The organism is Leucobacter tenebrionis (genome assembly GCF_019884725.1).
In the GTDB taxonomy this organism is placed as follows: domain Bacteria; phylum Actinomycetota; class Actinomycetes; order Actinomycetales; family Microbacteriaceae; genus Leucobacter; species Leucobacter tenebrionis.
On sequence record NZ_CP082322.1, the window covers coordinates 952606 to 973318 of the forward strand.

General features: G+C 66.0%; 24 protein-coding genes. 17 read left to right on the plus strand and 7 right to left on the minus strand.

Features of this window, described 5'->3' with window-relative positions:
* Window positions 1-6: 6 nt before the first annotated feature.
* The 4 genes from KVY00_RS04450 to KVY00_RS04465 all read left to right on the plus strand — a co-directional run bounded on the left by KVY00_RS04450 (window position 7) and on the right by KVY00_RS04465 (window position 5099).
* Window positions 7-1032 (plus strand): agmatine deiminase family protein, encoded by a 1026-nt coding sequence (locus tag KVY00_RS04450; RefSeq protein ID WP_223044522.1) that lies wholly within the window; start codon window positions 7-9, stop codon window positions 1030-1032.
* 95 nt (window positions 1033-1127) lie between these two features.
* On the plus strand, window positions 1128-2954 hold the full coding sequence (locus KVY00_RS04455) for an ABC transporter ATP-binding protein (RefSeq protein ID WP_223044523.1): 1827 nt from the start codon (window positions 1128-1130) through the stop codon (window positions 2952-2954).
* A gap of 183 nt (window positions 2955-3137) precedes the next feature.
* Complete coding sequence (locus KVY00_RS04460; RefSeq protein ID WP_223044524.1) at window positions 3138-4664, plus strand: aldehyde dehydrogenase (NADP(+)); 1527 nt, start codon at window positions 3138-3140, stop codon at window positions 4662-4664.
* A 48-nt stretch (window positions 4665-4712) separates the two neighbouring features.
* On the plus strand, window positions 4713-5099 hold the full coding sequence (locus tag KVY00_RS04465) for an META domain-containing protein (protein ID WP_255572761.1): 387 nt from the start codon (window positions 4713-4715) through the stop codon (window positions 5097-5099).
* Between the two features lie 225 nt (window positions 5100-5324).
* Here KVY00_RS04465 and KVY00_RS04470 read toward each other — a convergent pair whose 3' ends face one another.
* The 3 genes from KVY00_RS04470 to KVY00_RS04480 all read right to left on the minus strand — a co-directional run bounded on the left by KVY00_RS04470 (window position 5325) and on the right by KVY00_RS04480 (window position 7585).
* Window positions 5325-5678, minus strand: coding sequence for a hypothetical protein (locus tag KVY00_RS04470; protein WP_223044525.1), 354 nt, complete (start codon window positions 5676-5678; stop codon window positions 5325-5327).
* A gap of 145 nt (window positions 5679-5823) precedes the next feature.
* Window positions 5824-6900: a tyrosine-type recombinase/integrase gene (locus KVY00_RS04475; protein ID WP_223044526.1), complete on the minus strand. Its 1077-nt coding sequence runs from the start codon at window positions 6898-6900 to the stop codon at window positions 5824-5826.
* Window positions 6875-7585 carry a helix-turn-helix domain-containing protein gene (locus tag KVY00_RS04480; protein ID WP_223044527.1) on the minus strand — a complete coding sequence of 237 codons (711 nt, stop codon included), beginning with the start codon at window positions 7583-7585 and terminating at the stop codon, window positions 6875-6877. Before KVY00_RS04480 ends, KVY00_RS04475 begins: the two co-directional genes overlap by 26 nt.
* 127 nt (window positions 7586-7712) lie before the next feature.
* Between KVY00_RS04480 and KVY00_RS04485 the strand changes: the two genes are divergently transcribed.
* The 13 genes from KVY00_RS04485 to KVY00_RS04545 all read left to right on the plus strand — a co-directional run bounded on the left by KVY00_RS04485 (window position 7713) and on the right by KVY00_RS04545 (window position 15502).
* Window positions 7713-7907 (plus strand): helix-turn-helix transcriptional regulator, encoded by a 195-nt coding sequence (locus KVY00_RS04485; RefSeq protein WP_223044528.1) that lies wholly within the window; start codon window positions 7713-7715, stop codon window positions 7905-7907.
* Window positions 7900-8301: a hypothetical protein gene (locus KVY00_RS04490; protein WP_223044529.1), complete on the plus strand. Its 402-nt coding sequence runs from the start codon at window positions 7900-7902 to the stop codon at window positions 8299-8301. Before KVY00_RS04485 ends, KVY00_RS04490 begins: the two co-directional genes overlap by 8 nt.
* 2 nt (window positions 8302-8303) lie before the next feature.
* A complete protein-coding gene (locus KVY00_RS04495; protein ID WP_223044530.1) occupies window positions 8304-8537 on the plus strand; it encodes a hypothetical protein in 234 nt (77 codons plus the stop codon).
* On the plus strand, window positions 8530-8826 hold the full coding sequence (locus KVY00_RS04500) for a hypothetical protein (protein ID WP_223044531.1): 297 nt from the start codon (window positions 8530-8532) through the stop codon (window positions 8824-8826). Before KVY00_RS04495 ends, KVY00_RS04500 begins: the two co-directional genes overlap by 8 nt.
* A 33-nt stretch (window positions 8827-8859) precedes the next feature.
* Entirely contained in the window at window positions 8860-9270 is a 411-nt protein-coding gene (locus tag KVY00_RS04505; RefSeq protein ID WP_223044532.1) for a helix-turn-helix domain-containing protein, read from the plus strand.
* Window positions 9271-9880: 610 nt separating this feature from the next.
* Window positions 9881-10267, plus strand: a complete 387-nt coding sequence (locus tag KVY00_RS04510) for a DUF6093 family protein (RefSeq protein WP_223044533.1) — start codon at window positions 9881-9883, stop codon at window positions 10265-10267.
* Window positions 10267-11718, plus strand: coding sequence for a terminase large subunit domain-containing protein (locus tag KVY00_RS04515; RefSeq protein ID WP_223044534.1), 1452 nt, complete (start codon window positions 10267-10269; stop codon window positions 11716-11718). Before KVY00_RS04510 ends, KVY00_RS04515 begins: the two co-directional genes overlap by 1 nt.
* Window positions 11715-13022, plus strand: a complete 1308-nt coding sequence (locus tag KVY00_RS04520; RefSeq protein ID WP_223044535.1) for a phage portal protein — start codon at window positions 11715-11717, stop codon at window positions 13020-13022. Before KVY00_RS04515 ends, KVY00_RS04520 begins: the two co-directional genes overlap by 4 nt.
* On the plus strand, window positions 13019-13567 hold the full coding sequence (locus KVY00_RS04525) for a hypothetical protein (protein ID WP_223044536.1): 549 nt from the start codon (window positions 13019-13021) through the stop codon (window positions 13565-13567). The genes KVY00_RS04520 and KVY00_RS04525 overlap by 4 nt, the downstream gene beginning before the upstream one ends.
* 12 nt (window positions 13568-13579) lie before the next feature.
* Window positions 13580-14002: a hypothetical protein gene (locus tag KVY00_RS04530; RefSeq protein WP_223044537.1), complete on the plus strand. Its 423-nt coding sequence runs from the start codon at window positions 13580-13582 to the stop codon at window positions 14000-14002.
* Window positions 14003-14013: 11 nt separating this feature from the next.
* Window positions 14014-14205, plus strand: coding sequence for a hypothetical protein (locus tag KVY00_RS04535; RefSeq protein ID WP_223044538.1), 192 nt, complete (start codon window positions 14014-14016; stop codon window positions 14203-14205).
* A gap of 35 nt (window positions 14206-14240) precedes the next feature.
* Complete coding sequence (locus KVY00_RS04540; protein ID WP_255572846.1) at window positions 14241-15179, plus strand: phage major capsid protein; 939 nt, start codon at window positions 14241-14243, stop codon at window positions 15177-15179.
* 2 nt (window positions 15180-15181) lie between these two features.
* Window positions 15182-15502 (plus strand): hypothetical protein, encoded by a 321-nt coding sequence (locus tag KVY00_RS04545; protein ID WP_223044539.1) that lies wholly within the window; start codon window positions 15182-15184, stop codon window positions 15500-15502.
* A 280-nt stretch (window positions 15503-15782) separates the two neighbouring features.
* On the opposite strand, the gene purH is transcribed toward KVY00_RS04545, so the two are convergent.
* The 4 genes from purH to KVY00_RS04565 form a co-directional block, all read right to left on the minus strand.
* The gene (purH, locus tag KVY00_RS04550) at window positions 15783-17441 is read right to left on the minus strand and encodes a bifunctional phosphoribosylaminoimidazolecarboxamide formyltransferase/IMP cyclohydrolase (RefSeq protein WP_223044540.1); all 1659 of its coding nucleotides are present in this window, start codon (window positions 17439-17441) and stop codon (window positions 15783-15785) included.
* 117 nt (window positions 17442-17558) lie between these two features.
* A complete protein-coding gene (gene purN / locus KVY00_RS04555; RefSeq protein ID WP_223044541.1) occupies window positions 17559-18218 on the minus strand; it encodes a phosphoribosylglycinamide formyltransferase in 660 nt (219 codons plus the stop codon).
* A gap of 167 nt (window positions 18219-18385) precedes the next feature.
* Window positions 18386-18967, minus strand: coding sequence for a nucleoside/nucleotide kinase family protein (locus KVY00_RS04560; RefSeq protein WP_223044542.1), 582 nt, complete (start codon window positions 18965-18967; stop codon window positions 18386-18388).
* A complete protein-coding gene (locus KVY00_RS04565; protein ID WP_223044543.1) occupies window positions 18967-20712 on the minus strand; it encodes an ABC transporter permease in 1746 nt (581 codons plus the stop codon). Before KVY00_RS04565 ends, KVY00_RS04560 begins: the two co-directional genes overlap by 1 nt.
* Window position 20713: the final 1 nt, after the last annotated feature.

Sequence of the window (20713 nt, forward strand, 5' to 3'; positions counted from 1 at the left end):
AGTTGAATGACTACTTGGCGCATGCCTATCGAAGGACACGAGCAGGAGCGGCTCTGGCTCGCGTGGCCGACCAGCGGCTATACGCTCGGCGAGACGGAGGCGGAGGTCGAGGAGGCGCGCACCACCTGGGCCGCCGTCGCGAACGCCGCGAGCGAGTTCGAGCCCGTGACCGTCGTGGTCAACCCGGGTGACGAGCAGATCGCCTCGAAGTACCTGTCCGCGCAGATCGATCGCCTGACGGCACCGCTCAACGACGCGTGGATGCGCGACATCGGACCGAGCTTCGTGATCGGCGAGGACGGTCGCCTCGGCGCCGTGAACTTCGTGTTCAACGGCTGGGGCGCGCAGGACTGGGCGCAGTGGGATCACGACCAGCACATCGGTCGCATCGTCGCCGAGGCGGCCGGCGCCGAGCTCGTGAACTCGGAGATGACGAACGAGGGCGGCGGCATCCAGGTCGACGGCACCGGTCACGTGATCCTCACCAAGACCGTGCAGCTCGATCCGGGCCGCAACCCCGGGTGGACGCAGGATCAGGTCGAGGCCGAGCTCGCCCGCACCATCGGCACGACGAGCGCCATGTGGCTGCCCCGCGGCCTCACCCGCGACCACGACACCTTCGGCACGCGCGGCCACTCCGACATCCTCGCGGCCTTCGCGTCGCCCGAGGTGCTGCTCATGCACCGTCAGGACGCCGAGGCGCATCCCGATCACGTCATCGCGAAGACGAACCGCGCGGTCGCCGAGCAGTACCGCGCCGACACCTCGTCCGGCTTCGAGATCCTCGATATGCCGGCCCCCGAGACGCTGCGCGACGACGAGGGCTTCGTCGACTACAGCTACATCAATCACGTCGTGCTCAACGGCGCGGTGCTCGCCTGCGCGTTCGACGACCCCGCCGACGACCGGGCCCTCGCCACGCTGCGCGAGGTCTATCCGGGCCGCAAGGTGATCGGGATCGACGCGCGGCCGCTCTTCGCCCGCGGCGGCGGCATCCACTGCATCACGCAGCAGCAGCCCAAGGTCGCGTAACCGCTTTTCCCCTGTGACGCCTCGGAGGCCGGAATCTTCCGGCCTCCGAGGCGTTGCACTGTTCGTACCGATTCTCACCGGAGGCTGAACCCCGCTTGTCCACGATCCTGCGCATCCTGCGTTTCACGCGTTCTCTCACGCCCTACTACCTCGCCATCATGGCCGCGGCCGCCGTCGTCACGATCGCGGGTATCGCGGTGCCGTTCATCACCGGCGCCGCGACCGACACGGTGGTCGACGCGGTGGGCTCGGTCTCGGGCGGCTCCGGCATCCCCGACGGCGCGATCCGCACGGTGATGCTGCTCGCCCTCGCGCTGCTGGCCGCGAGCCTCGTCGAGACCGTGGTGAGCAATCTCGGCGGGTACTGGGGCGATGTGATGAGCGAGCGCATGCGCGCGATCCTGTCGACCCGCTACTTCGAGCAGTTGCTCGCCCTGCCCCAGCGGTACTACGACAACGAGCTCACGGGCACGATCGTGGCGCGTCTCAATCGCTCGATCACCGAGATCACCAACTTCATGAAGACGTTCTCGAACATGTTCGTGACGATGCTCATGACCACGGTCGCGGTGCTCGCCATCAGCGTCTGGCACTACTGGCCGCTCGCGGTACTCCTCCTGCTCGCCTACCCCGCGTACCTGTGGCTGACGGCGCTGACCAGTCGCAAGTGGCAGCGCATCGAGCGAGAGAAGAACGAGCACGTCGACGAGGCCTCGGGACGCTTCGCCGAGGTGGTGGGGCAGATCCGCGTGGTCAAATCGTTCGCGAGGGAGAGCAGCGAGCTCGATCGCTTCTCGGGGCACTTCGGCGAGACCGTCCGTCTCGCCTCCGAGCAGTCGCGCTACTGGCACACGATGGACGCGGTGCGCCGCGGCGTGCTCAATCTCATCTTCTTCGCCCTCTACGCGATGATCTTCGTGCGCACCGTCACGGGCCACTTCACGCCGGGCGAGATGGTGATGCTGATCCAGCTCATGGCGATGGCCCGCCAGCCGGTGCAGAATCTCAGCTGGGTCGTCGACACGGCGCAGCGGGCGGCGGCGGGATCCCGCTCGTACTTCGAGGTGATGGATCTCGATCCCGCGGTCGTCGGGGGCGAGGGATCGAGGCCGCGAGAGCTCGAGGCGACAGCGGGGATCGGTGACGCCGACTCCGAGCGGCCGGCCGTGCGCTTCCGCGATGTGGACTTCGGCTACGACGAGCACGCACTCGTGCTCGACGGTGTGAGCTTCGACGTGCGCCGCGGTGAGCGCGTCGCCCTCGTCGGCGAATCCGGCGGGGGCAAGACCACCCTGATCAATCTGCTGCTGGGGCTGTACGCGGTGCGCGAGGGCGGCATCGAGGTTGCGGGCGCGGGGTCGGATCTCGCGGCGCTGCGCCGCAACATCGGGGTGGTGTTCCAGGATCCCTCGCTCTTCTCGGGCACCATCGCCGAGAACATCGCCTACGGTCGCCCCGAGGCGACGCGCGAGGAGATCGAGGCGGTCGCTCGCCGCGCCGCGGTCGACGGTTTCGCGTCGAAGCTGCCCGACGGATACGACACCGTGATCGGCGAGCGCGGCATGAAGCTGTCGGGCGGGCAGAAGCAGCGCATCGCTGTGGCGCGCGCGATGCTGAAGGACGCGCCGATCCTCGTGCTCGACGAGGCGACGTCGGCGCTGGACACGAAGTCGGAGCGGCTGGTGCAGGCGGGTCTCGACGACCTGATGCGGGATCGCACGAGCCTCATCATCGCGCACCGGCTCTCGACCATCGCCGAGGTGGATCGCATCGTCACGCTGCGCGATGGGCGCGTCGACGAGATCGGCTCGCCCGCCGAGCTGGCGGCGTCCGGCGGCATCTACGCCGAGCTGCTCGCGCTGCAGCACTCGGCGTCGAAGGCCGACCGCAAGCGGCTCAAGAGCTTCGACGTGATCGGGTAGCCGGTGGCGATGCTACGCCGTCACTACGTTGAAACGCGGAGTCCCATTCTGCTGCATCCGCGGTCCCCATAGCAGCGATTCGGCACTCCTGGCTGCGGCGTGGCCGAGTACGCACGGCCTCGACCTCCCGCACTGTGCAGACCCGCGAGCCCGCGCCCCGCTCGAGCGTGGCACAATCTCCACATGACCAACGAAGCCCTCTCCCCCGAACTCGAATCCGTCGTCGCCGCCGCAGCCGCCGCTGCGCCGGCGTTCGCCGCCACGGCCCCGCTCGACCGGGCCCGCGCGATCGTCGCGGTCTCCGACGCGCTCGAGGCTGCGAAGGATCGCCTGGTCGAGATCGCGATGCGCGAGACCGGGCTCACGGAGGCGCGCCTGAGCGGGGAGGTCGTGCGCACGGCCGTGCAGCTGCGTCTCTTCGCCGACACGCTCGTGAACGGCGGATACCTCGACGCACGGATCGACCCGGCCGATCCCGACTTCGCGCTCGGCGCCCGCCCCGACGTGCGCCGCACGCACGTCCCCCTCGGGCCGGTGATCAACTTCTCGGCCTCGAACTTCCCCTTCGCGTTCTCGGTGCTCGGCGGCGACTCCGCCTCGATCCTCGCCGCGGGCTGCCCGCTCATCGTCAAGGCGCACTCCGGCCACCCCGAGCTCTCCGACGCGACGGCCGAGGTCGCGCGCGAAGCCCTCGCCGCAGCCGGCATGCCCGAGGGGGTATTCCACCTCATCCACGGTCGCGAGGCGGGGGTCGCGGTGCTGAAGGATCCGCGGATCAAGGCGGGCGCCTTCACGGGGTCGATCGGGGTGGGCCGCTTGCTCGCCGACATCGCGGCCTCACGCCCCGCCCCCATCCCGTTCTACGGCGAGCTCGGCAGTGTGAATCCGGTATTCGTCACGGCCGCGGCCATCGCCGAGCGCGCGGATGAGATCGCTCGCGGCTTCCTCACGAGCGTCTCGGGGTCGGCGGGCCAGCTCTGCACGAAGCCCGGCTTCGTGTTCGTGCCCGCGGGATCCGCGCTCCCGTCCGCCATCGAGGCCGTCGCGGGCGAGTTCGGGGCCGAGCACCGCCTGCTCGATCCGCGCATCGCGCGCAGCTTCGAGGAGCGACGCGCCGCGATCCTCGCCTCCCCCGGTGTGAGCACCGTCGTCCCCGGCGGCATCCGCTTCGACGAAGCAGGTCAGGGGTGGGCGACGCCCACCGTCGTGTCGGTGTCGCTCGCCGACTTCCGCCGAGGCAAGGAGGCCCTCGTCGAGGAGGCGTTCGGCCCGCTCTCGATCCTGGTCGAGACGCCGGAGGGCACCGACCTCGCCGCGCTCATGCCCGAGTTCTACGAGGGCAACCTCACCGGCACGCTGCACCTCGGCGAGGCCGAGGCGACGGGCGAGACCGCCAATGCCGCCGAGCTGCGCGCGCTCGTCGCGGCGCTGAGCCGCCAGGTCGGTCGTGTGCTCTTCAACGGGTGGTCGACCGGCGTGGCCGTCACGCCCGCGCAGCAGCACGGCGGTCCGTGGCCGGCCACCTCCAACGATTCGAGCACCTCGGTCGGCACCGCGGCGATCACGCGGTTCCTGCGTCCCGTCGCATTCCAGAACGCCCCCGCAGCCTTCCTGCCTGAGGCGCTGCGCGACGACAACCCGCTCCGCGTGCCGCAGACGGTGTCGCCCGCCGGCGAGTCGCGCGCTTGGGGGCGGGGGCTCGGGGCCTGATTCCCGGATTCGAGGGCTACGCATAGGTCGCGGCCGTACGGTGGAACCATGAAACCCACACTGCGCGTGCTCGCGCTCTCGGCCACCGCTCTCACCGGGCTGCTCGCTCTCAGCGCATGCGCGGCCGACCCCGCTCCCGACGCCACCTCGGTCGTCGGCGCGTGGGGCGAGCCGGGCACGCGCGGAGAACCCTCACTGATCTTCGAGGAGGACGGCAGCTACTCGGGCGACGACGGCTGCAACAGTCTCGGCGGCGAGTGGAGCGCAGAAGGCGACTCGGTCGACCTCGGCGCCATGCGTTCGACCCTCATGTACTGCGAGGGCGTCGACACCTGGCTCTCGCAGGCCCGCACCGCCGAGCTGTCGGGCGACACCCTCACGCTGCTCGACGAGCAGGGTGCCGAGATCGGCACCCTCGAGCGCGCCGCGGAGTAGTCGCCGCCGTAACCGACCCACCGCCGGCGTATACCTCTCGCATGGTTGTATACCTCTCGCACGGTGCGGGAGATATACAACGGCGCCGGAGGTCTGCATCTGCGAAAGACCCCCGGATCCGGCACAAGAGTCGGCCCGGTCTCGTTCTCTCAGCCCTTGAAACGGACTGCGAGAACGAGACCGGGCCGACTCTCATCGGGCACGTGGGCCCGGCGTCTCAGCGCCTTACTGCCAGAGCACCGCGATGCCCGCGTTCACGAGTGCCATGCCGGCCATCGCGTACAGGCCTCCGGCCGACAGGCTTTCCTTCTTGCGCACGCCGAAGACGTGGCCGATCAGCGCGAGAAGCACGATCAGCTTCACGCCGATCTTCGCGTTGTTCGGCGCACCGCCCAGCGCGTAGATCATGCCGACGAGCGCGAGGCCCGTGACGAGCAGCAGCAGCGCACCCCAGAGCATGATCGGCAGCACGCGCGCCGTGCCCTTCTTCGCTGCGGGGATCTGCGCGAGCGCCCCGCCGAACACCAGCGCGAAGCCGACGATGTGCAGCACGACGAGAATGCCCTTGACGATTTCCATGTTCCCTCTTTCTTCTTCGCGCACCGCGGACGATGCGGCCTACTGGTGATGCGGTTCGATCCCGACGCGGGATCAGTGGAAGAAGTGGCAGAACCCCCGAAAACATGCGGCAGAACAAGGGTCAGTCCGCACAGAGTCCGCAAGATTATTCGAGAACAATCTTCGCTTCATCCATAAGACCCGCTGCAGCACCCCTAGTCAGGTCTTCGGCGGTCTTCCACAAGTGACTATAGACCGACAGCGTGATCGATGCCTGCGCATGGCCCAGAGCGCGCTGCACAGTCACGACGTCGCACCCTGAAGCGATCAGGCCGCTCGCGTAGAAGTGGCGCAGATCGTGCTGGCGTAGATCATCGTGGCCCAGCTTCTTCTTCAGGTCGCGCCACTGAGGTTCAAGGTATCCCCTGCCCGGCCCGTCAGGTGTCAGCGAGAACAGCCACTTGCTCGGCCCACGAACCCCGAAGTTCTCAACGTGATCGGTCACGAGATCGAGCAGCTTCTGAGGCAGATAGACGACGCGGCCGCTGTCGTGCTTCGGCGCTTCGTACTCGCTCCCGCCGCCCTCTGCAGCGCGCACCTGACGCTGCACGTTCAGGGCCTTAGCGTCGAAGTCGAAGTCGCCTAGCTGCACGGCGATAGCTTCACCGCGTCGCAGGCCAGCGAACGCGCACAGCGCGATCAGCAGCTTCAGGGGTCGCTCTGCAGCATTGATAAGCGCGCCGACCTCTTCGACGTCAGGCACGACCATCTCTTTCGCACGCGACACTCGCGGCAGCTTCACCCCGACTGTCGGGTCAGTCGCGATCAGACGGTCTTCGGTCGCGGCCTTCAGGATCATCTGCACGAACCGCATGACGGTCTTGATCGACGACGCGGCCAGACCTTCGTCGTGCAGGTGCTTCACGAACGTCTCGACGTCGGCTTTCCTGATTGTCTTGATCTTCGCGTCTTTGAACGTGCAACGGTTCAGCGAGTTCCTGGCATTACGTCGGGTTGCTGGTGCCCACACCTGCCGCTCTTGCCATTCCTCGAAGTAGTCGGCAAGGGTGATCTCCCCCGCTTTCGGGTCGACCCATTGCCCGGAGACTATCGACGCGGTTTCGCGATCAAGCCATTGTTGAGCGTCGATCTTGCGCTTATGGTGGCTCGCGTGCTCTTTGCCGTCAGGATCGCGATACCGCGCCCGGTAGACCCCGTTAGGGCGCTTCTGAATGCTCGCCACTTGAGCGCCCTATAATCCATCGCTGAAGCTCAATCGGGTCTAGGTCCGCCAAGAACCAAGGCCGCTCTTTCTCAGGGAGAACCTGCCACATCTCGACGCTTTCGTCTTGAAGCCACTGAAGCTCAGTCCATGCCTCAACCATCGTGACATGCGCCTCATGCCAGTCACCGCTCTTCACGGTCAAACCGTTCGCGTACCGCTCAACGTCTATCCAAGACTCGATCACCCAACCGCACTTGATAAGCCATGCAGCAAGCCAAGACAGTTCGGACGTGGCCTTGTGGCCCGATGCTGTGAGCATCTCGTCAAAGGTGATGCTGAGTATTTCAAACTCATTCAAGAACTCTCCGAAGTCCTCTTGCCCGGCATCAACAAGGGAACCCGCGAAGCGCCTGACGCGATCCACCGAATATGACGCGGTCTCCATCGGGCCTTCGAAGTTCGTCATCATGGCGTCAAGCGACACTTCGAACAGTTCAGCTATTACGCACGCTTCATCAAGACGAACGGATCGTTCGCCATTCTCGACGCGCTGCACAGTTGCTTGATAGAACGGCAACCCCTTCGCTGTCAGGCGGTTCGCTAGCTCATTCTGCGACATGCCGCGCATCTTGCGCAGCCGCGCCATGTTGTAAACAAAGGCCCGTTCCCAAACGAAGTTCGAGTCATTTTCTACTGCCGCCATGAGGAAAAGACTACACCCCGCAACACGTTGTTGGGAACAGTTCACCGGGTTGTTTGACATGGCGACCGTTGTCTGCAACGATGTGTTGTAGTCACCCAATCAGGGTGATGCACCGATAGGAGGAATGATGACGGCTCAGTTGGCGGTGGCGATCTCGCTGCTGACAGTGAAGGAGACCGCTGAGATGCTTCGCAAGAGTGAGGCTCAGATGCGATGGATGATCCACACCGGCACAGCACCGAAGAGCGCCCTGATCGGCGGCAGGCGGATGTTCAGGTTGTCCGATGTGGAGGCATACATCGAGGAGGCATTTAGTGAATAGCCCGAAGCAAAAGGCCCTCAACGCGGAACAGTTTGGCGACAGTCGCGAAGAGGGCAAGACCAATCCCCTAGGAAAAGGAACGATCATGAACCAGTCTACCCCCGAAAAGAGCTTCAGCACCTTCGAAGTTGCCACCGCACACACTCGCGTCTACATCGAGTCAGACGACGAGTTCTGCGCTCAGGCAGGCATCAGCAATGAGATGCGCGTGCTCGACACGACGGGCATGATCCGTCTCGACACGGGCGACGACGTGACCTTCTTGCGCCCCGCTGAAGCGCTCTCGGTCGCTGCCGCGCTGCAGGCCGTCGCCGTGCACCTCATGGAGGCTGCACCCCGCGAACTGCGCCGCAACACCGAACCCGGCAACCCGGCATTTGAGGAAGAGGTCTGATCATGGACACCTTCACGCACACCCTGAAGGACGGCATCGAGCAGTACGCCTTCCCCTCAGCCCTGAACAAACGGCAGTACCACTTCATCGACCGCTACGACGGCGGCCCGTGGGAACTGTCGGTCGTGAACTACAGCGAGTCGCTGAGCATGAGCGATGCGCTCACCCTGGTCAGCGAACTTCGCGACCTCATCGACTTCATGGACAAGCTCAACAAGGAGGCCGCAAATGTTTGACCTTGCACGTATCGTAGGCGTCTTCCAAGACGACGAGCACCCCGAGACCCATGCCGTCGGCATCACGAACGAAGACGGCAACGCGCTTCTGCTCGAAGAGGACGACCCCGAAGTCATCATCGCCATGGCGCAGCGGCTGGTCATGTTCGCGGACGAGATCGAAGCGAACCGCCGCCGCAACATCGACAAGGTGATCGACATGTTCAAGGGCTACCCCGAAGGCACGACGCTGGGCCAGATTCTCGACGGCTCAGCCAAGAAGATCGTCACGGCGGTCGAGAACGATTAGCCGGCAACGGCAAGTAGAAGGGAGGTGATCATCATGAGCATGGGTGCATACCGCTGGGCGCTGGGCTGGGTTGACCTGAAGTCTTCGGACAAGTTCGTGCTTGTGATGATCGCCGACCACTACAACGACGAAGCACACCGCTCATGGCCCAGCATCAAGCGTCTCGCCATGGAGACCCAACTGAGCGAACGAACCGTGATCCGCTCGATCAAGTTTCTCGCTGAACACGAAGTCATCGAGATCGAACCATGGGTGCACGCCGACACGGGCAAGTCGCTGACGAACCGCTATTGCCTGCCCATGTACGACAAGAAGTCACGGGCCGCGAAGAACCTTCCCGTGAGGGCGTGGGCCGACTTCGATCCGGTCGACGGCAAGATCACCTACGACACGATGCCGCACCAGTTCAAGAGCGGTGAAGAGGTGCCCGGCTATGCAGCGTGACCTGTGGATAACTCAGCGTGAGGGTCGAAGCCCAGAGGTCACCATGTCACCCGGGGAGGGTGTCACCATGACACCCCCGGGTGTCACCGTGTCAGTGGGGAGGGTGTCACCGTGTCACCTAAACCCTTAGAAGAACCCTTATTTGATCCCTCATCTTTATCCCTCATCGTCGCTTGCGCGACGACGAGAGGGAATAGATCAGTTCTCGGAAGGAGGACTATGAAGCTCTGCACGTTCAACAACTGTGGTGAACCCTGCGAAGACGGACGCTGCAGTGAGCACCGACCGGTCAAGAACCCTGACCGTGGAACAGCACACCAACGCGGCTACGGATCAGCATGGTCACGACTGTCACAGCAAGCTCGACGACTTCAGCCATGGTGCTCTGACTGTGGTGCCAAGGACGACCTCACCGGCGACCACCTGCGCTGGCCCGCACGATCACTCAAGGACGTCGACGTCGTCTGCAGATCATGCAACAGCAAGCGGGGCGCAGTCCGCTCTTCAACAGGACGGGCAGGAGACCCCGAACGTGTCTCTAAAGACCCCCGGGGAATGGCAAACATTTTGACACTAATCGAGAACGGTTCTCATTCAGGAGGTATGGACGATGTTTGACGCTGTTCTGAGCGGCCGGCGCATGGCCGAATCGCGTATGTCTGAGACGGTTTTGGTCGGCCGGTGGGAGAACATCAGGCCACCTGGTCAGCTTGATCCGGTGCCGACTCTGGTGGAGACGTTCTACACCGGCAGGGCGCGCGTGAAGTATCCGTCAGCGGCCGCGTCGGTGCAGAACCCGGCTGGGCAGCAACTCACCGAAACGAGTGTTGTGGTGTCACTGCCGTCTGGTGCTGCTGTGGTGCCGACTGGTGCTGTGGTGATGGTTGAGGCGTCGACGGCTGACGTGTCGCTTGTGGGGCGCACCTATCGCGTGTCTGGGCCTGCACAGGCTGGTCAGACGACGGCGCATCGTTACCCCGTGGTCGAGGAGTCTTAGTGGCGAGGGCTGGCGCTAAGGGCGCGATTACTGCTGACCCGCTCGACTTCACGGGCTGGCCTGAGCCGGGCTGGGAGAGGCTGCAGCGGTTCGCTGAGACGTTTGTGCCGATGCCGAAGGGCGTGGGCGCTGGTGAGCCGTTCGTGTTGCGGCCGTGGCAGCTTGAGATCGTCAAGGGTCTTTTCCCGACTGAGGGCCGGCCGCGCACTGGTCTTGTGTCGTTGCCGCGTGGCAATGGGAAGACGACGTTGGCGGCGCTGCTGGCGCTCTATGAGTTGTTCGCTTCGGAGACGGCCGCACCGCAGGTCATGGTGGTCGCTGGCACTGAGCAGGTGGCACGGCACACTCTGAAGATCGCGTCGCGCATGATCGAGTTGTCGCCTGAGCTTGCTGAGCGTGCGCATCTGCTGCAGGCGTCGATCAAGGTTCCTCACACTGGCGGGGAACTTGTGACGGCCGCTTCGACGGTCGCGGCGCTGCAGGGCTTCGACCCGTCGCTGCTGATCGTGGACGAGTTGCACACGGTTACGGCTGACGACTGGGAGGCGGCAACGTCGGTCGCGGGTAAGCGGCCTGAGTCGTTGACGCTGGCGATCTCGACGCCTTCGGACTCGCAAGACTCGGTGATGTTCGATCTCGTGAAGTATGGGCGCAAGCACGCTGACCCGGCGTTCTACTTCAAAGAGTTCGCGGCCCCTGAAGGTTGCGACATTCTAGATGAAGAGGCGTGGGCGACCGCGAACCCGGCGCTTGGCGACTTTCTCACGGCCGACGGCCTCATGTCGGTCGCGAAGACGATGCGTGAAGCCGCGTTCAGGCGTTACCGTCTGGGCCAGTGGGTCGGCTCTGAAGACTCTTGGCTGCCGTTCGGTGTCTGGGAGAAGCGCGCGTCTGATCGTGAGCTTGAGCCGGGCGAGAAGATCGTGCTGGGCTTCGACGGGTCAGCGTCTGGCGACTCGACGGCGCTGGTGGCCTGCACGATGGACGGGCATATCGCGCCGATCAAGATTTGGGTGAACCCGAAGCAACCGGGCTGGCGTGTGCCCCGTGGCGAGGTCACGGCGACGGTCGACTGGTGCTTCGACACTTACCACGTCGTCGAGCTCGCGGCTGATCCGTGGGGGTGGCGTTCGGAGATCGAAGCGTGGGGCAAGAAGCACGGCGCGCGCAAGGTCGTCGAGTACAACACGGGTTACCGCAACCGTATGGGGCCGGCTACTGATCGTCTCTATGCCGCCGTGATCGACGGCACGATGACGCACAATGGCGACCGCGTACTGGCGCAGCACATCGGGCAGACCGTCGCCACTCAGACCGCTGTGGGCGCAATCGTTCACAAGGACAAGCGCAACTCACCGCGCAAGATCGACGCTTCGGTCGCGTCAATCGTCGCTTTTGACCGTGCCGCTTGGCACAACCGGAAAACTAAGGGAAGGGTGGTCTCGTTTTGAGCACTCAGGATATTTTGGAAACTCTGTCAGGGCAGCTCGACGAAGCGCAGTCGGGTCTGTCGACGTTGGATAGCTACTACAACGGCCGTCAGCCGGCCGCGTTCATGCAGGCGAAGTCGCGTGCCGCGCTCGATGGGCGGTTGAACGCGCTGTCGGTGAACTTCCCCCGGCTGCTGGTGTCGTCGGTCGCTGAGCGTTTGCGTGTGACGGGCTTCAGGCCGTTCGGTGCTGACGCTGCCGACGAGTCGGTCTGGGAGGCGTGGCAGCGTAGCGATCTCGATACTCAGGCGCAGCTCGCGCACGTCGACGCGCTGACCTATGGGCGTTCGTATGTCATCGTTTGGGTCGACGCTGCAGGTAACCCGCTGGTGACGGTCGAGTCCGCGAAGCAGATGATCACCGATCACGACCCCGCGACTGGTGCTGTGCGTGCCGCTGTGAAGCGTTGGGAGGATGGCAAAGAGCATTACGCGGTCGTGTACGAACCCGACAAGATCACCCGCTACAAGGGCAAGCAGAACGCGATGACCGTGATCGACGTGATCGATAACCCGCTTGGCGAAGTGCCCGTCGTGCCGATCGTGAACCGTTCGCGTCTGCTCGACGTGTACGGGTCGAGCGAGATGAACGACATTCTTGATCTCACCGACGCGCTCAACAAGGTCATGGTCGACGCGATGGTGACGTCTGAGTACTTCGCACGTCCGCGCCGATGGGTGACGGGTCTTGAGATCGTCGAGGACGAAGACGGCAACCCGGTCAACCCGTTCGCGTCTGAGCAGGATCGCGTGTGGCAGTCGGAGAACCCCGAAACGAAGTTCGGCCAGTTCGACCCGGCACGTCTCGACGGTTATGGCGACCTCTCGGCCGTGATCACTCAGCAGATCGGCGCGATCTCAGGTCTGCCCCCGCACTATCTCGGCCTGAATGGTGATCAGCCGCCGTCGGCTGACGCGATCCGTTCGGCTGAGGCGTCGCTTGTGTCGAAGGCGCAGGCGAAGCAGCGGGTCTATGGTCGGGCGTGGGCGCGGGTCGCTGACCTGATCGTGAAGGTTCGTGACGGTCGCAATAGCGTCGACTTCGAGACAGTTTGGGCGTCGCCTGAGACTCGCACCCCGGGGCAGGTTGCCGACGCTGCCGTGAAGCTCTCGACTATCGGTGTGCCGCTTGAGTCGCTGCTGGCGAACCCGCTGGGCTACACCCCGGCAGAGATCGCGACGATCCGGTCGCAGAAGCGCGCTGAGGCGCTCGATATGGCCGGGGTCGACCTGAGCAAGTTCATCGTCGAGGACACGGCACAGTGAGCTATCAGGGCGTGCTGGGCCGCATCCGGCAGGACTCGAAACAGAAGATCATGGCCGCGTGGTCTCTGTACGGCAAGGGCTACATCGACCGGGCTGAGTTCATGCGTCTGTCTGAGGGCGTGCTTGGCATGGCCGGCGCGTCTGCTGCTGCAGCGGCTGACATGGCCGTCGCGGTCGAGTTGACCCACATGAACGGCACGCTGGCGGCGTCGAAGGGCGTGACTGCTGAACGCAAGCGCAAGACCTATCTCGACTCGCTGGCGACCGTGCTCGATGGTGACGGCGACGTGATCATGAAGCTTGAGCGGCTGAGCTTGAACGCACCGCTTGAGGCAGCGCAGACGGCCTATAGCGACGCTATCGCCGTTTCTGACGCTTCGGGATGGGTGAGGCAGCTTGACCCCGACCCGTGCCAGTTGTGTCGCTGGTGGTGGCGTGAAGGCCGTGTCTGGCCGATCAGTCACCCGATGCCGACTCATTCGGGTTGCGAGTGTGTCGCTATGCCCGTGAAAACCGATTACACACCCCGACCGGCCGTTTACTAGGAAGGATGAATCATGGCTGAGACTGTGGAAACCGAAGAGACCGTCGAAGAGGGTCAGATTTCAGAACTGACCCCTGACGATGGAATTACAGACGCGACCGTCGAGGAGGGTGACACCTTCCCGCGCGACTACGTTGAGAAGCTTCGTGACGAGAACGCGAAGTACCGTCAGCGCGCGTCTGATCGCGACGAGATCGCGGCACGCCTGCACACCGCTCTCGTGGCCGCTACGGGGCGTCTCGCAGACCCTAGCGACCTCGCGTTCGATGATGAACATATCGTCGACCCCGACAAGATGATCACGGCTATTGACGCGCTGCTGCAGGCCAAGCCGCACCTTGCGTCGCGCAAGCCGTCGGGCAGCATCGGGCAGGGCGTGTCAGTGGCATCGGATACGGTGAGCCTGAGCGGACTGCTCAAGGCAAACGCAAGCTAGAAGGACTGACGATGACGTACACGATTCACTATGCAGGCCAGACGATCGAAGTCGCAGACTACGACACCGCATGGGTGATCCCCGACACCCCCCGGTATGTCGAGCTGAAGGACACTCAGGGTCGCTTCCACTGCCTGGCACTTGGCCCCGGTATCCCGATGCTCGTGAGCGAGAACCCCGGCAATCAAGTCTGGGTTGGCTAGTACCCTATAGGGGTATAGAATTGGGGCAGGTCTTGATGGCCTGCCCCTTTTCGTTGCGGCTGATCCTCAACGTGATCCGAGTTCATCTCTCACGTTTGGAGAACATCATGTCCGTTTCCGTTTCTAACTCGCCTGAACTTACCGCTGAGCAGGTTCAGAAGATTCTCGTTCAGCCGCTTGAGCAGGCCAGCGTCTTCCTCTCGGCAGGCCCCCGCATCTTCGACACCGACGGTTCCCCCGTGCGCGTGCCAAAGATGGGCGGCGCAACCGATGTCACTTGGTACGGCGAGAATGAGCAGATCGACGACGAAGACGTCAGCTTCGACGAGATCGTGCTGCTGCCCTCTTCGATCAAGTCGGTCAAGACCCTCACCCGCTTCAGCAATGAGCTTGCCCGTCAGTCGGTCGTGTCGCTCGATGCAGCGATCAAGGATCGTCTCGTCAAGGACGTTGCCGACAAGCTCGACGCGGCCTTCCTCACCGGCACTGGCGACGTCGTGGGCGGCGTTCAGAGCACCCCGCTCGGCCTGATCAACTATGACGGCGTGCAGACCGTCGACGCGGCGATCACGCTCGACTCGATGATCGATGCATGGGGCAAGCTGCTCAGCGCGAACGCGAACACCGCTGCCGCGAAGATCATCATGAACCCTGCCGACTTCGTGACGCTTCGCAAGGTGAAGCAGGCCACCGGGTCGAACCAGTACGTTCTCACCCCTGACCCGACTCAGGACGGCGTGTTCCGTCTCTTCGGGTCTCAGGTCATCATCACGTCACGTATCCCTGCAGGCACCAGCGTTCTCGCTGACTTCAGCCAGATCGCCGTCGCACGCGATCAGGCACCGACCGTCAAGATTCTCGATCAGACCTTCGGTGACTACGATCAGCAGGCGATCCGCGTAACCGCACGCTATGACGCTCAGCCGCTCAACCCTGAAGCTGTCGTCGTGATCGCTGAAGACACTGAGGCGTAATCATGGCAGCGCCTGCAGCGGCTGACGTTGCTGCATTTCTCGGTCAGGCTGGCGATAGTGCCGTCGTCAGTCTGGCCGGGCAGCACCTGCCGATCATCACAGCATGGGTGAAGTCATACACTCGCGGTGTCGGCTTCACCTATGACGTGCCCGATGACCCGATCTCGGCTGTGATCGTGGCAGCGACTGCACGACTCACTCAGAACCCCGAAGGCAAGATCACGGTCGCGCTCGATGACTACAGCGTCCGCATGACTGTCTTCGAGGGTTTCAGTCTGGTCGAGCGTATGGTGCTCGACGGCTACCGTCGCAAAGCGGCGTAACTAGACTCGCGTCAACGGCATTTTGTCGAACTGGGCCGAAGGTTAGGGAGAGGGTTACCTTTCACCCTCTAAGACCTTTCCTGCGCGAAGAGGCCCACCCTCATTTGAAATGACGGGTGGGCCTCACCTTTTGTCCGCAGTCCGCAGTCCGCAAGCTGTCCGCAGAGAGTCCGCACGAACCCCAGTTGCGGACTATTTCGGCCTATCGCCTACAACCCCACAACCCGCATGAAATAGCGGCTCACGACGAAGCACGACTATCGCCAACCGCCTATTTCCGCTAGTGGAAGAAGTGGCGCTCCCCCGTGAAGTACATGGTCACGCCCGCGGCCTGGGCGGCCTCGATGACCTCGGGATCGCGCACGGATCCGCCGGGCTGCACGACGGCGCGCACGCCGGCGTCGATGAGCACCTGCAGCCCGTCTGCGAACGGGAAGAACGCGTCGGACGCGGCGACGGCGCCCTTCGCGCGATCGCCCGCCCGCTCGACCGCGAGACGGCACGAGTCGACGCGGTTGACCTGGCCCATGCCGACGCCCACCGAGGCGCCGTCCGAGGCGAGCAGGATCGCGTTCGACTTCACCGCGCGGCAGGCGCGCCAGGCGAACTCGAGCTCGGCGAGGGTCGCGGCATCGGCCGGATCGCCGGTAGCGAGCTCCCACTCGGAGGCGGGCTTGAAGGAGCGGTCGGCGTCCTGCAGCAGGAAGCCGCCCGAGACCTGGCGCATCTCAACGGGGTTCGGGGTGAAGTCGGCCGGCAGCACGAGCAGCCGCACGTTCTTCTTCTGGGTGAGGATCGCGAGCGCGTCGGGGTCGAAGGCGGGCGCGACGATGACCTCGGTGAAGATGCCCGAGACCGTCTCGGCCATCTTCGCAGTGACGGTGCGGTTGGCGGCGATCACGCCGCCGAAGGCCGAGACGGGGTCGCAGGCGTGCGCGAGCTCGTGGGCCGCGGCGATCGGGTCCTCGGCCGACTCGGGGGCGACCGCGATGCCGCAGGGGTTCGCGTGCTTGATGATCGCCACGGCGGGGCGCTCGTGATCGAAAGCGGCGCGCAGCGCGGCGTCGGCATCGACGTAGTTGTTGTACGACATCTCCTTGCCGTGCAGCTGCGTGGCCTGGGCGATGCCGGCGCCCTCGTTCTCCGTGAAGAGCGCGGCGCGCTGGTGGCTGTTCTCGCCGTAGCGCAGCACGGCCTCGCGCAGTCCGAAGACCTCGTAGCCCACGTAGCCCTCGGTCGTCTCGAAGATGCTGTCGATGGAGCCGTCCTGAGCCGGGGCCTCATCGGCGGGAGCGTCGCCCCACTCGGCGTCCTCCTGGTCGAGGAACCAGTTGGCGACCGCGGCGTCGTACTGCGCGGTGTGCACGAAGGCCTCGGTGGCGAGCGAGCGGCGCTGCGCGAGGGTGGTGCCCCCGGCGCGCACCGCCTCGATGATCTCGTCGTAGCGGCCGGGCGACACGACGATCGCGGCGTTGGCGTGGTTCTTCGCGGTGGCGCGCACCATGGCGGGGCCGCCGATGTCGACGTTCTCGATCACGTCGGCGGCCGGCTTGCCCGAGGCGACCGTCTGCTCGAAGGGGTACAGGTTGACCACGACGAGCTCGAACGGGGCGAAGCCGAGCTGCTCGAGCTGCGCGCGGTGGTCGGCGAGGCGGAGGTCGGCGAGCAGGCCCGAGTGCACCGCGGGGTGCAGTGTCTTCACGCGGCCGTCGAGCGCCTCGGCGAAGCCCGTGACCTCGGCGACGTCGGTCACCGGGTGGCCGGCCTCGCGGATGGTCGCGGCCGTCGACCCGGTCGAGACGATCTCGACGCCGGATTCGGCGAGCGCGGCGGCGAGATCGAGCAGGCGGGTCTTGTCGCTCACCGAGATGAGCGCGCGCCTGATCGGCACGATGTCTCGATGCTCGTAGAGGCTGGGGTCGTGGCTCTGGACTGCCATCGGGCTCCTTATGATCGGTTCGTCATTCTGCGTCTGCGGAGCAGATCGCGGAATCCGGGTGGTGCGGGGTTGAGATCCTGCGGTCGCGCGCAGGATGACGGGTTTCGGTTCGGGTGTTCACAGGCCGGGCAGGATCAGCTCGCCGAGGGCGATGTCGCGGACGGTCCGCACGAGCAGCGGACGCTCGAGCTGTTTGATTCGCTCGTGCAGCTCACTCTCGCTCTCGCCGTCGCGGATCTCGACGCGGGCCTGGCGCAGCACGGGCCCCGTGTCGACCCCCTCGTCGATGACGTGCACCGTCACGCCCGTCTCGGTCGCGCCCGCGGCGAGCGCGTCGCGCACCGCGTGGGCGCCGGGGTAGAGCGGGAGCAGCGCGGGGTGGGTGTTGATGAGGCGCGGCGAGAACTCGCGCACGAAACCCGCGGGGAGGATGCGCATGAGGCCGGCGCTCACGACGAGGCCGTCCGCCGTGTGCGGACCCGACTGCTCGGCGAACGCCGGCGCGTTCGCTTCATTCGCAGCCGCGGACGCCGTGCCGACGCCGTGCTCCTGGATCGCGGCCGAGAGCATCCGCCCCCACTCCTCGCGATCGCCGTAGTCCCCGGGTCGCACGATGAAGGTCGGGATCCCGGCAGCCTCGGCGTGGGCGAGGCCCGGGGCGTCGGTGTCGGAGCCCACGCATACGACGCGGGCGGGGAACTCGGGATCCGCCGCCGCGTCGAGCAGCGCCTTCAGGTTGCTGCCGCCGCCGGAGATCAGAACCGCAAGTTTCAGCACGCGCCCCAGTCTACCCGCCGCGGATCCGGGCTCTTCCTCCGGTCAGGGTAGGCCGCCCGAACTTCGGATCCCACCCGTTATTCGGATGGGATCGCCCGGGTTTCATCCGAATAACGGGTGAGCTCCGAAATACGGGACGGCGGAGCTCGGGCGGCCCCGGGTGAAGCTCAAACGCGCAGCACCTCGTCCGCGAGGAACCACGGCTCGTGCCGGGCGTAGTGCGCCTCCTCCTGGGCGGCCCAGCGCTCCCAGTGCGGTTCGTAGCTCGTGCCGTCGCGCGCGAGGGCTCGGGATCGCCGCAGCTCCGCCGGGCACTCGAGCCATAGGCTGCGCACCGCTCCCCCGGCGACGGGCCCTGGAAGCGCCCGCTCCGCCCACCGCCGCGCCGCCGCGAGGTTCTCGGCCGTGATCGCGCCGCATCCCTCGATCACGAGGGGCGGGCGAGGAGCGATGCGGTGCTCCTCGGCGAACGCCTCGGCATACCAGTCGTAGCGGCGGTAGCGGCCTCGGTCGAGTGCTCCCGCGAGGGCTCGGGATCCCTCCGCGAGCCCGTCCCACCCCGGATAGAGGTCCTCGACGCGCAGCAGCTGAGGCTCGGATCCGGTCCACGATCCCGCGCCGCCCGAACCGCGCAGCTCCCGCACGATGCGCGCCGCGAGCGAGGTCTTGCCCGACCCCGACCGGCCGTCGATCAGCAGCACGTCGAAGGGCCGAGGCGTCCACTCCGGGCGCCGATCCCGAGTCTCCATCAGAACAGCTCCCCCTGCCGCGCGGCACCGCGCGACCCGGCGCTCGCGCCGAGCCGTCCGCCCACGCGCATCCGCTCGGCGACCAGCATGATCGCCGCAGTCAAGGCGCCGAGCACGACCGCCGCCGCGAGCCCTGCCCCGTAGCTGCCGGGCGCCTGGTGGCCGATCAACTCTCCGACGGCGACGGGCAGGGTCTGGGCGCCGGGACGCACGAGGAAGGAGGTCGCCCCGAACTCGCCGAGCGATGCCGCGAACGAGAACCCGAGCGCGAGCCCCGCGCTCCGGCCGAGCAGCGGCAGGTCGATGGTACCGAGCACGGTGAGCGGGCCGGCGCCGAGGGTCGCGGCGGCGAAGCGGATCCGCTCGTCGATGCCGCGCAGCACCGGCAGCAGGATGCGCACCACGAGAGGCAGTGCGACGAGCGCCTGGGCGATCGGGATCAGCACGGTCGAGGTGCGCAGATCGAAGCCGATCCCGAGCGGCCGGTGCATCGTGATGAGCAGGCCGAAGCCGAGCGTCACGGCAGAGACCCCGAGCGGCAGCATCACGAGCCCGTCGAAGAGCCCCTGGGCCCGTTGCAGCCCGCGCGACCGGGGGCGGCGCGACAGCACGAGCGCGAGCAGCAGGCCGAGCGCGAGCGCGAGCGCGGCGGCGAGCGCGGCGATGCGGATCGATAACCCGATCGCGTGGATCACCGGTTCATCCAGGGGCAGCTCGGCCGGCGGGCGCACGAGGGCGGCGTAGTGCGCGAGCGTCCATCCGCCTGCCGAGTCGGCACCGCCTCCGCGCAGGGATCGGATCAGCAGGGTGACGAGCGGCGCGGCGTGCAGGAGCAGCGCGGTGAGCGAGAAGACGAGGATCGCCGGGAGATCCGCGATCCCCGGCCGCTTCTCGCGCGGCGCATCCTCGCGCAGTTCGACCGCCCGCTCCCCCGCTCGCCGCAGCCGCGCCGAGACGACGAGCGTCCCCCCCACGATGACGAACTGTGCGAGCGACAGCACCGCCGCGCCGCGCAGGTCGAGGAACTGCACGGTGAGCCGGTAGATCTCGGTCTCGACGTTCGAGAACTCCCGCCCGCCGAGGATCAGCACGATGCCGAACGATGTCGAGCAGAACAGGAAGACCAGGGCGGCAGCCGACGCGAGCGCCGGCGCGAGGGCCGGCAGCGTGACCGTGACCCACGCCCTGATCCGCCCCGCTCCCATGACGCGGGCCGCCATCGCGGAGCTCTCGTCGAGACGCGCCCAGAAGCTGCCGACCGTGCGCGCGACGACCGCGACGTTCGGGAACACGAGCGCGAGCACGAGCACGGTGAGCGTGCGATCGAGCCCGAGCCATTCGAGCGGCCCCGCGGGCCCGAAGAGCGCGGAGAAGGCGACGCCGACCACCACCGTCGGCAGCACGAACGGCACGGTCATGAGCCCGTGCAGCAGTGTGCGGCCCGGGAAGTCGAGTTTGTAGAGCACGTACGCGGCCGGCACTCCGAGCCCCACGGCGAGCGCGGCCGCGAGACCCGCCTGCAGCAGCGTCTGCCCGATGACCCGCCAGGTTCGGGCCGATCCGAACACCTCGGGCACGGCGGAGGCGTCGAGGCGGCCGTCCGCGACGAAGCCGGTGGCCACGAGCGAGAGCACCGGCCACAGGAAGAAGACGATCAGGAAGGCGAGCGGCAGGGCCGTCGCGAGGGTCCACCCCGCGACGGCCCACGCGCTCGCACGCGCGGCGGTCGTCCTCCGCCGCTGCACG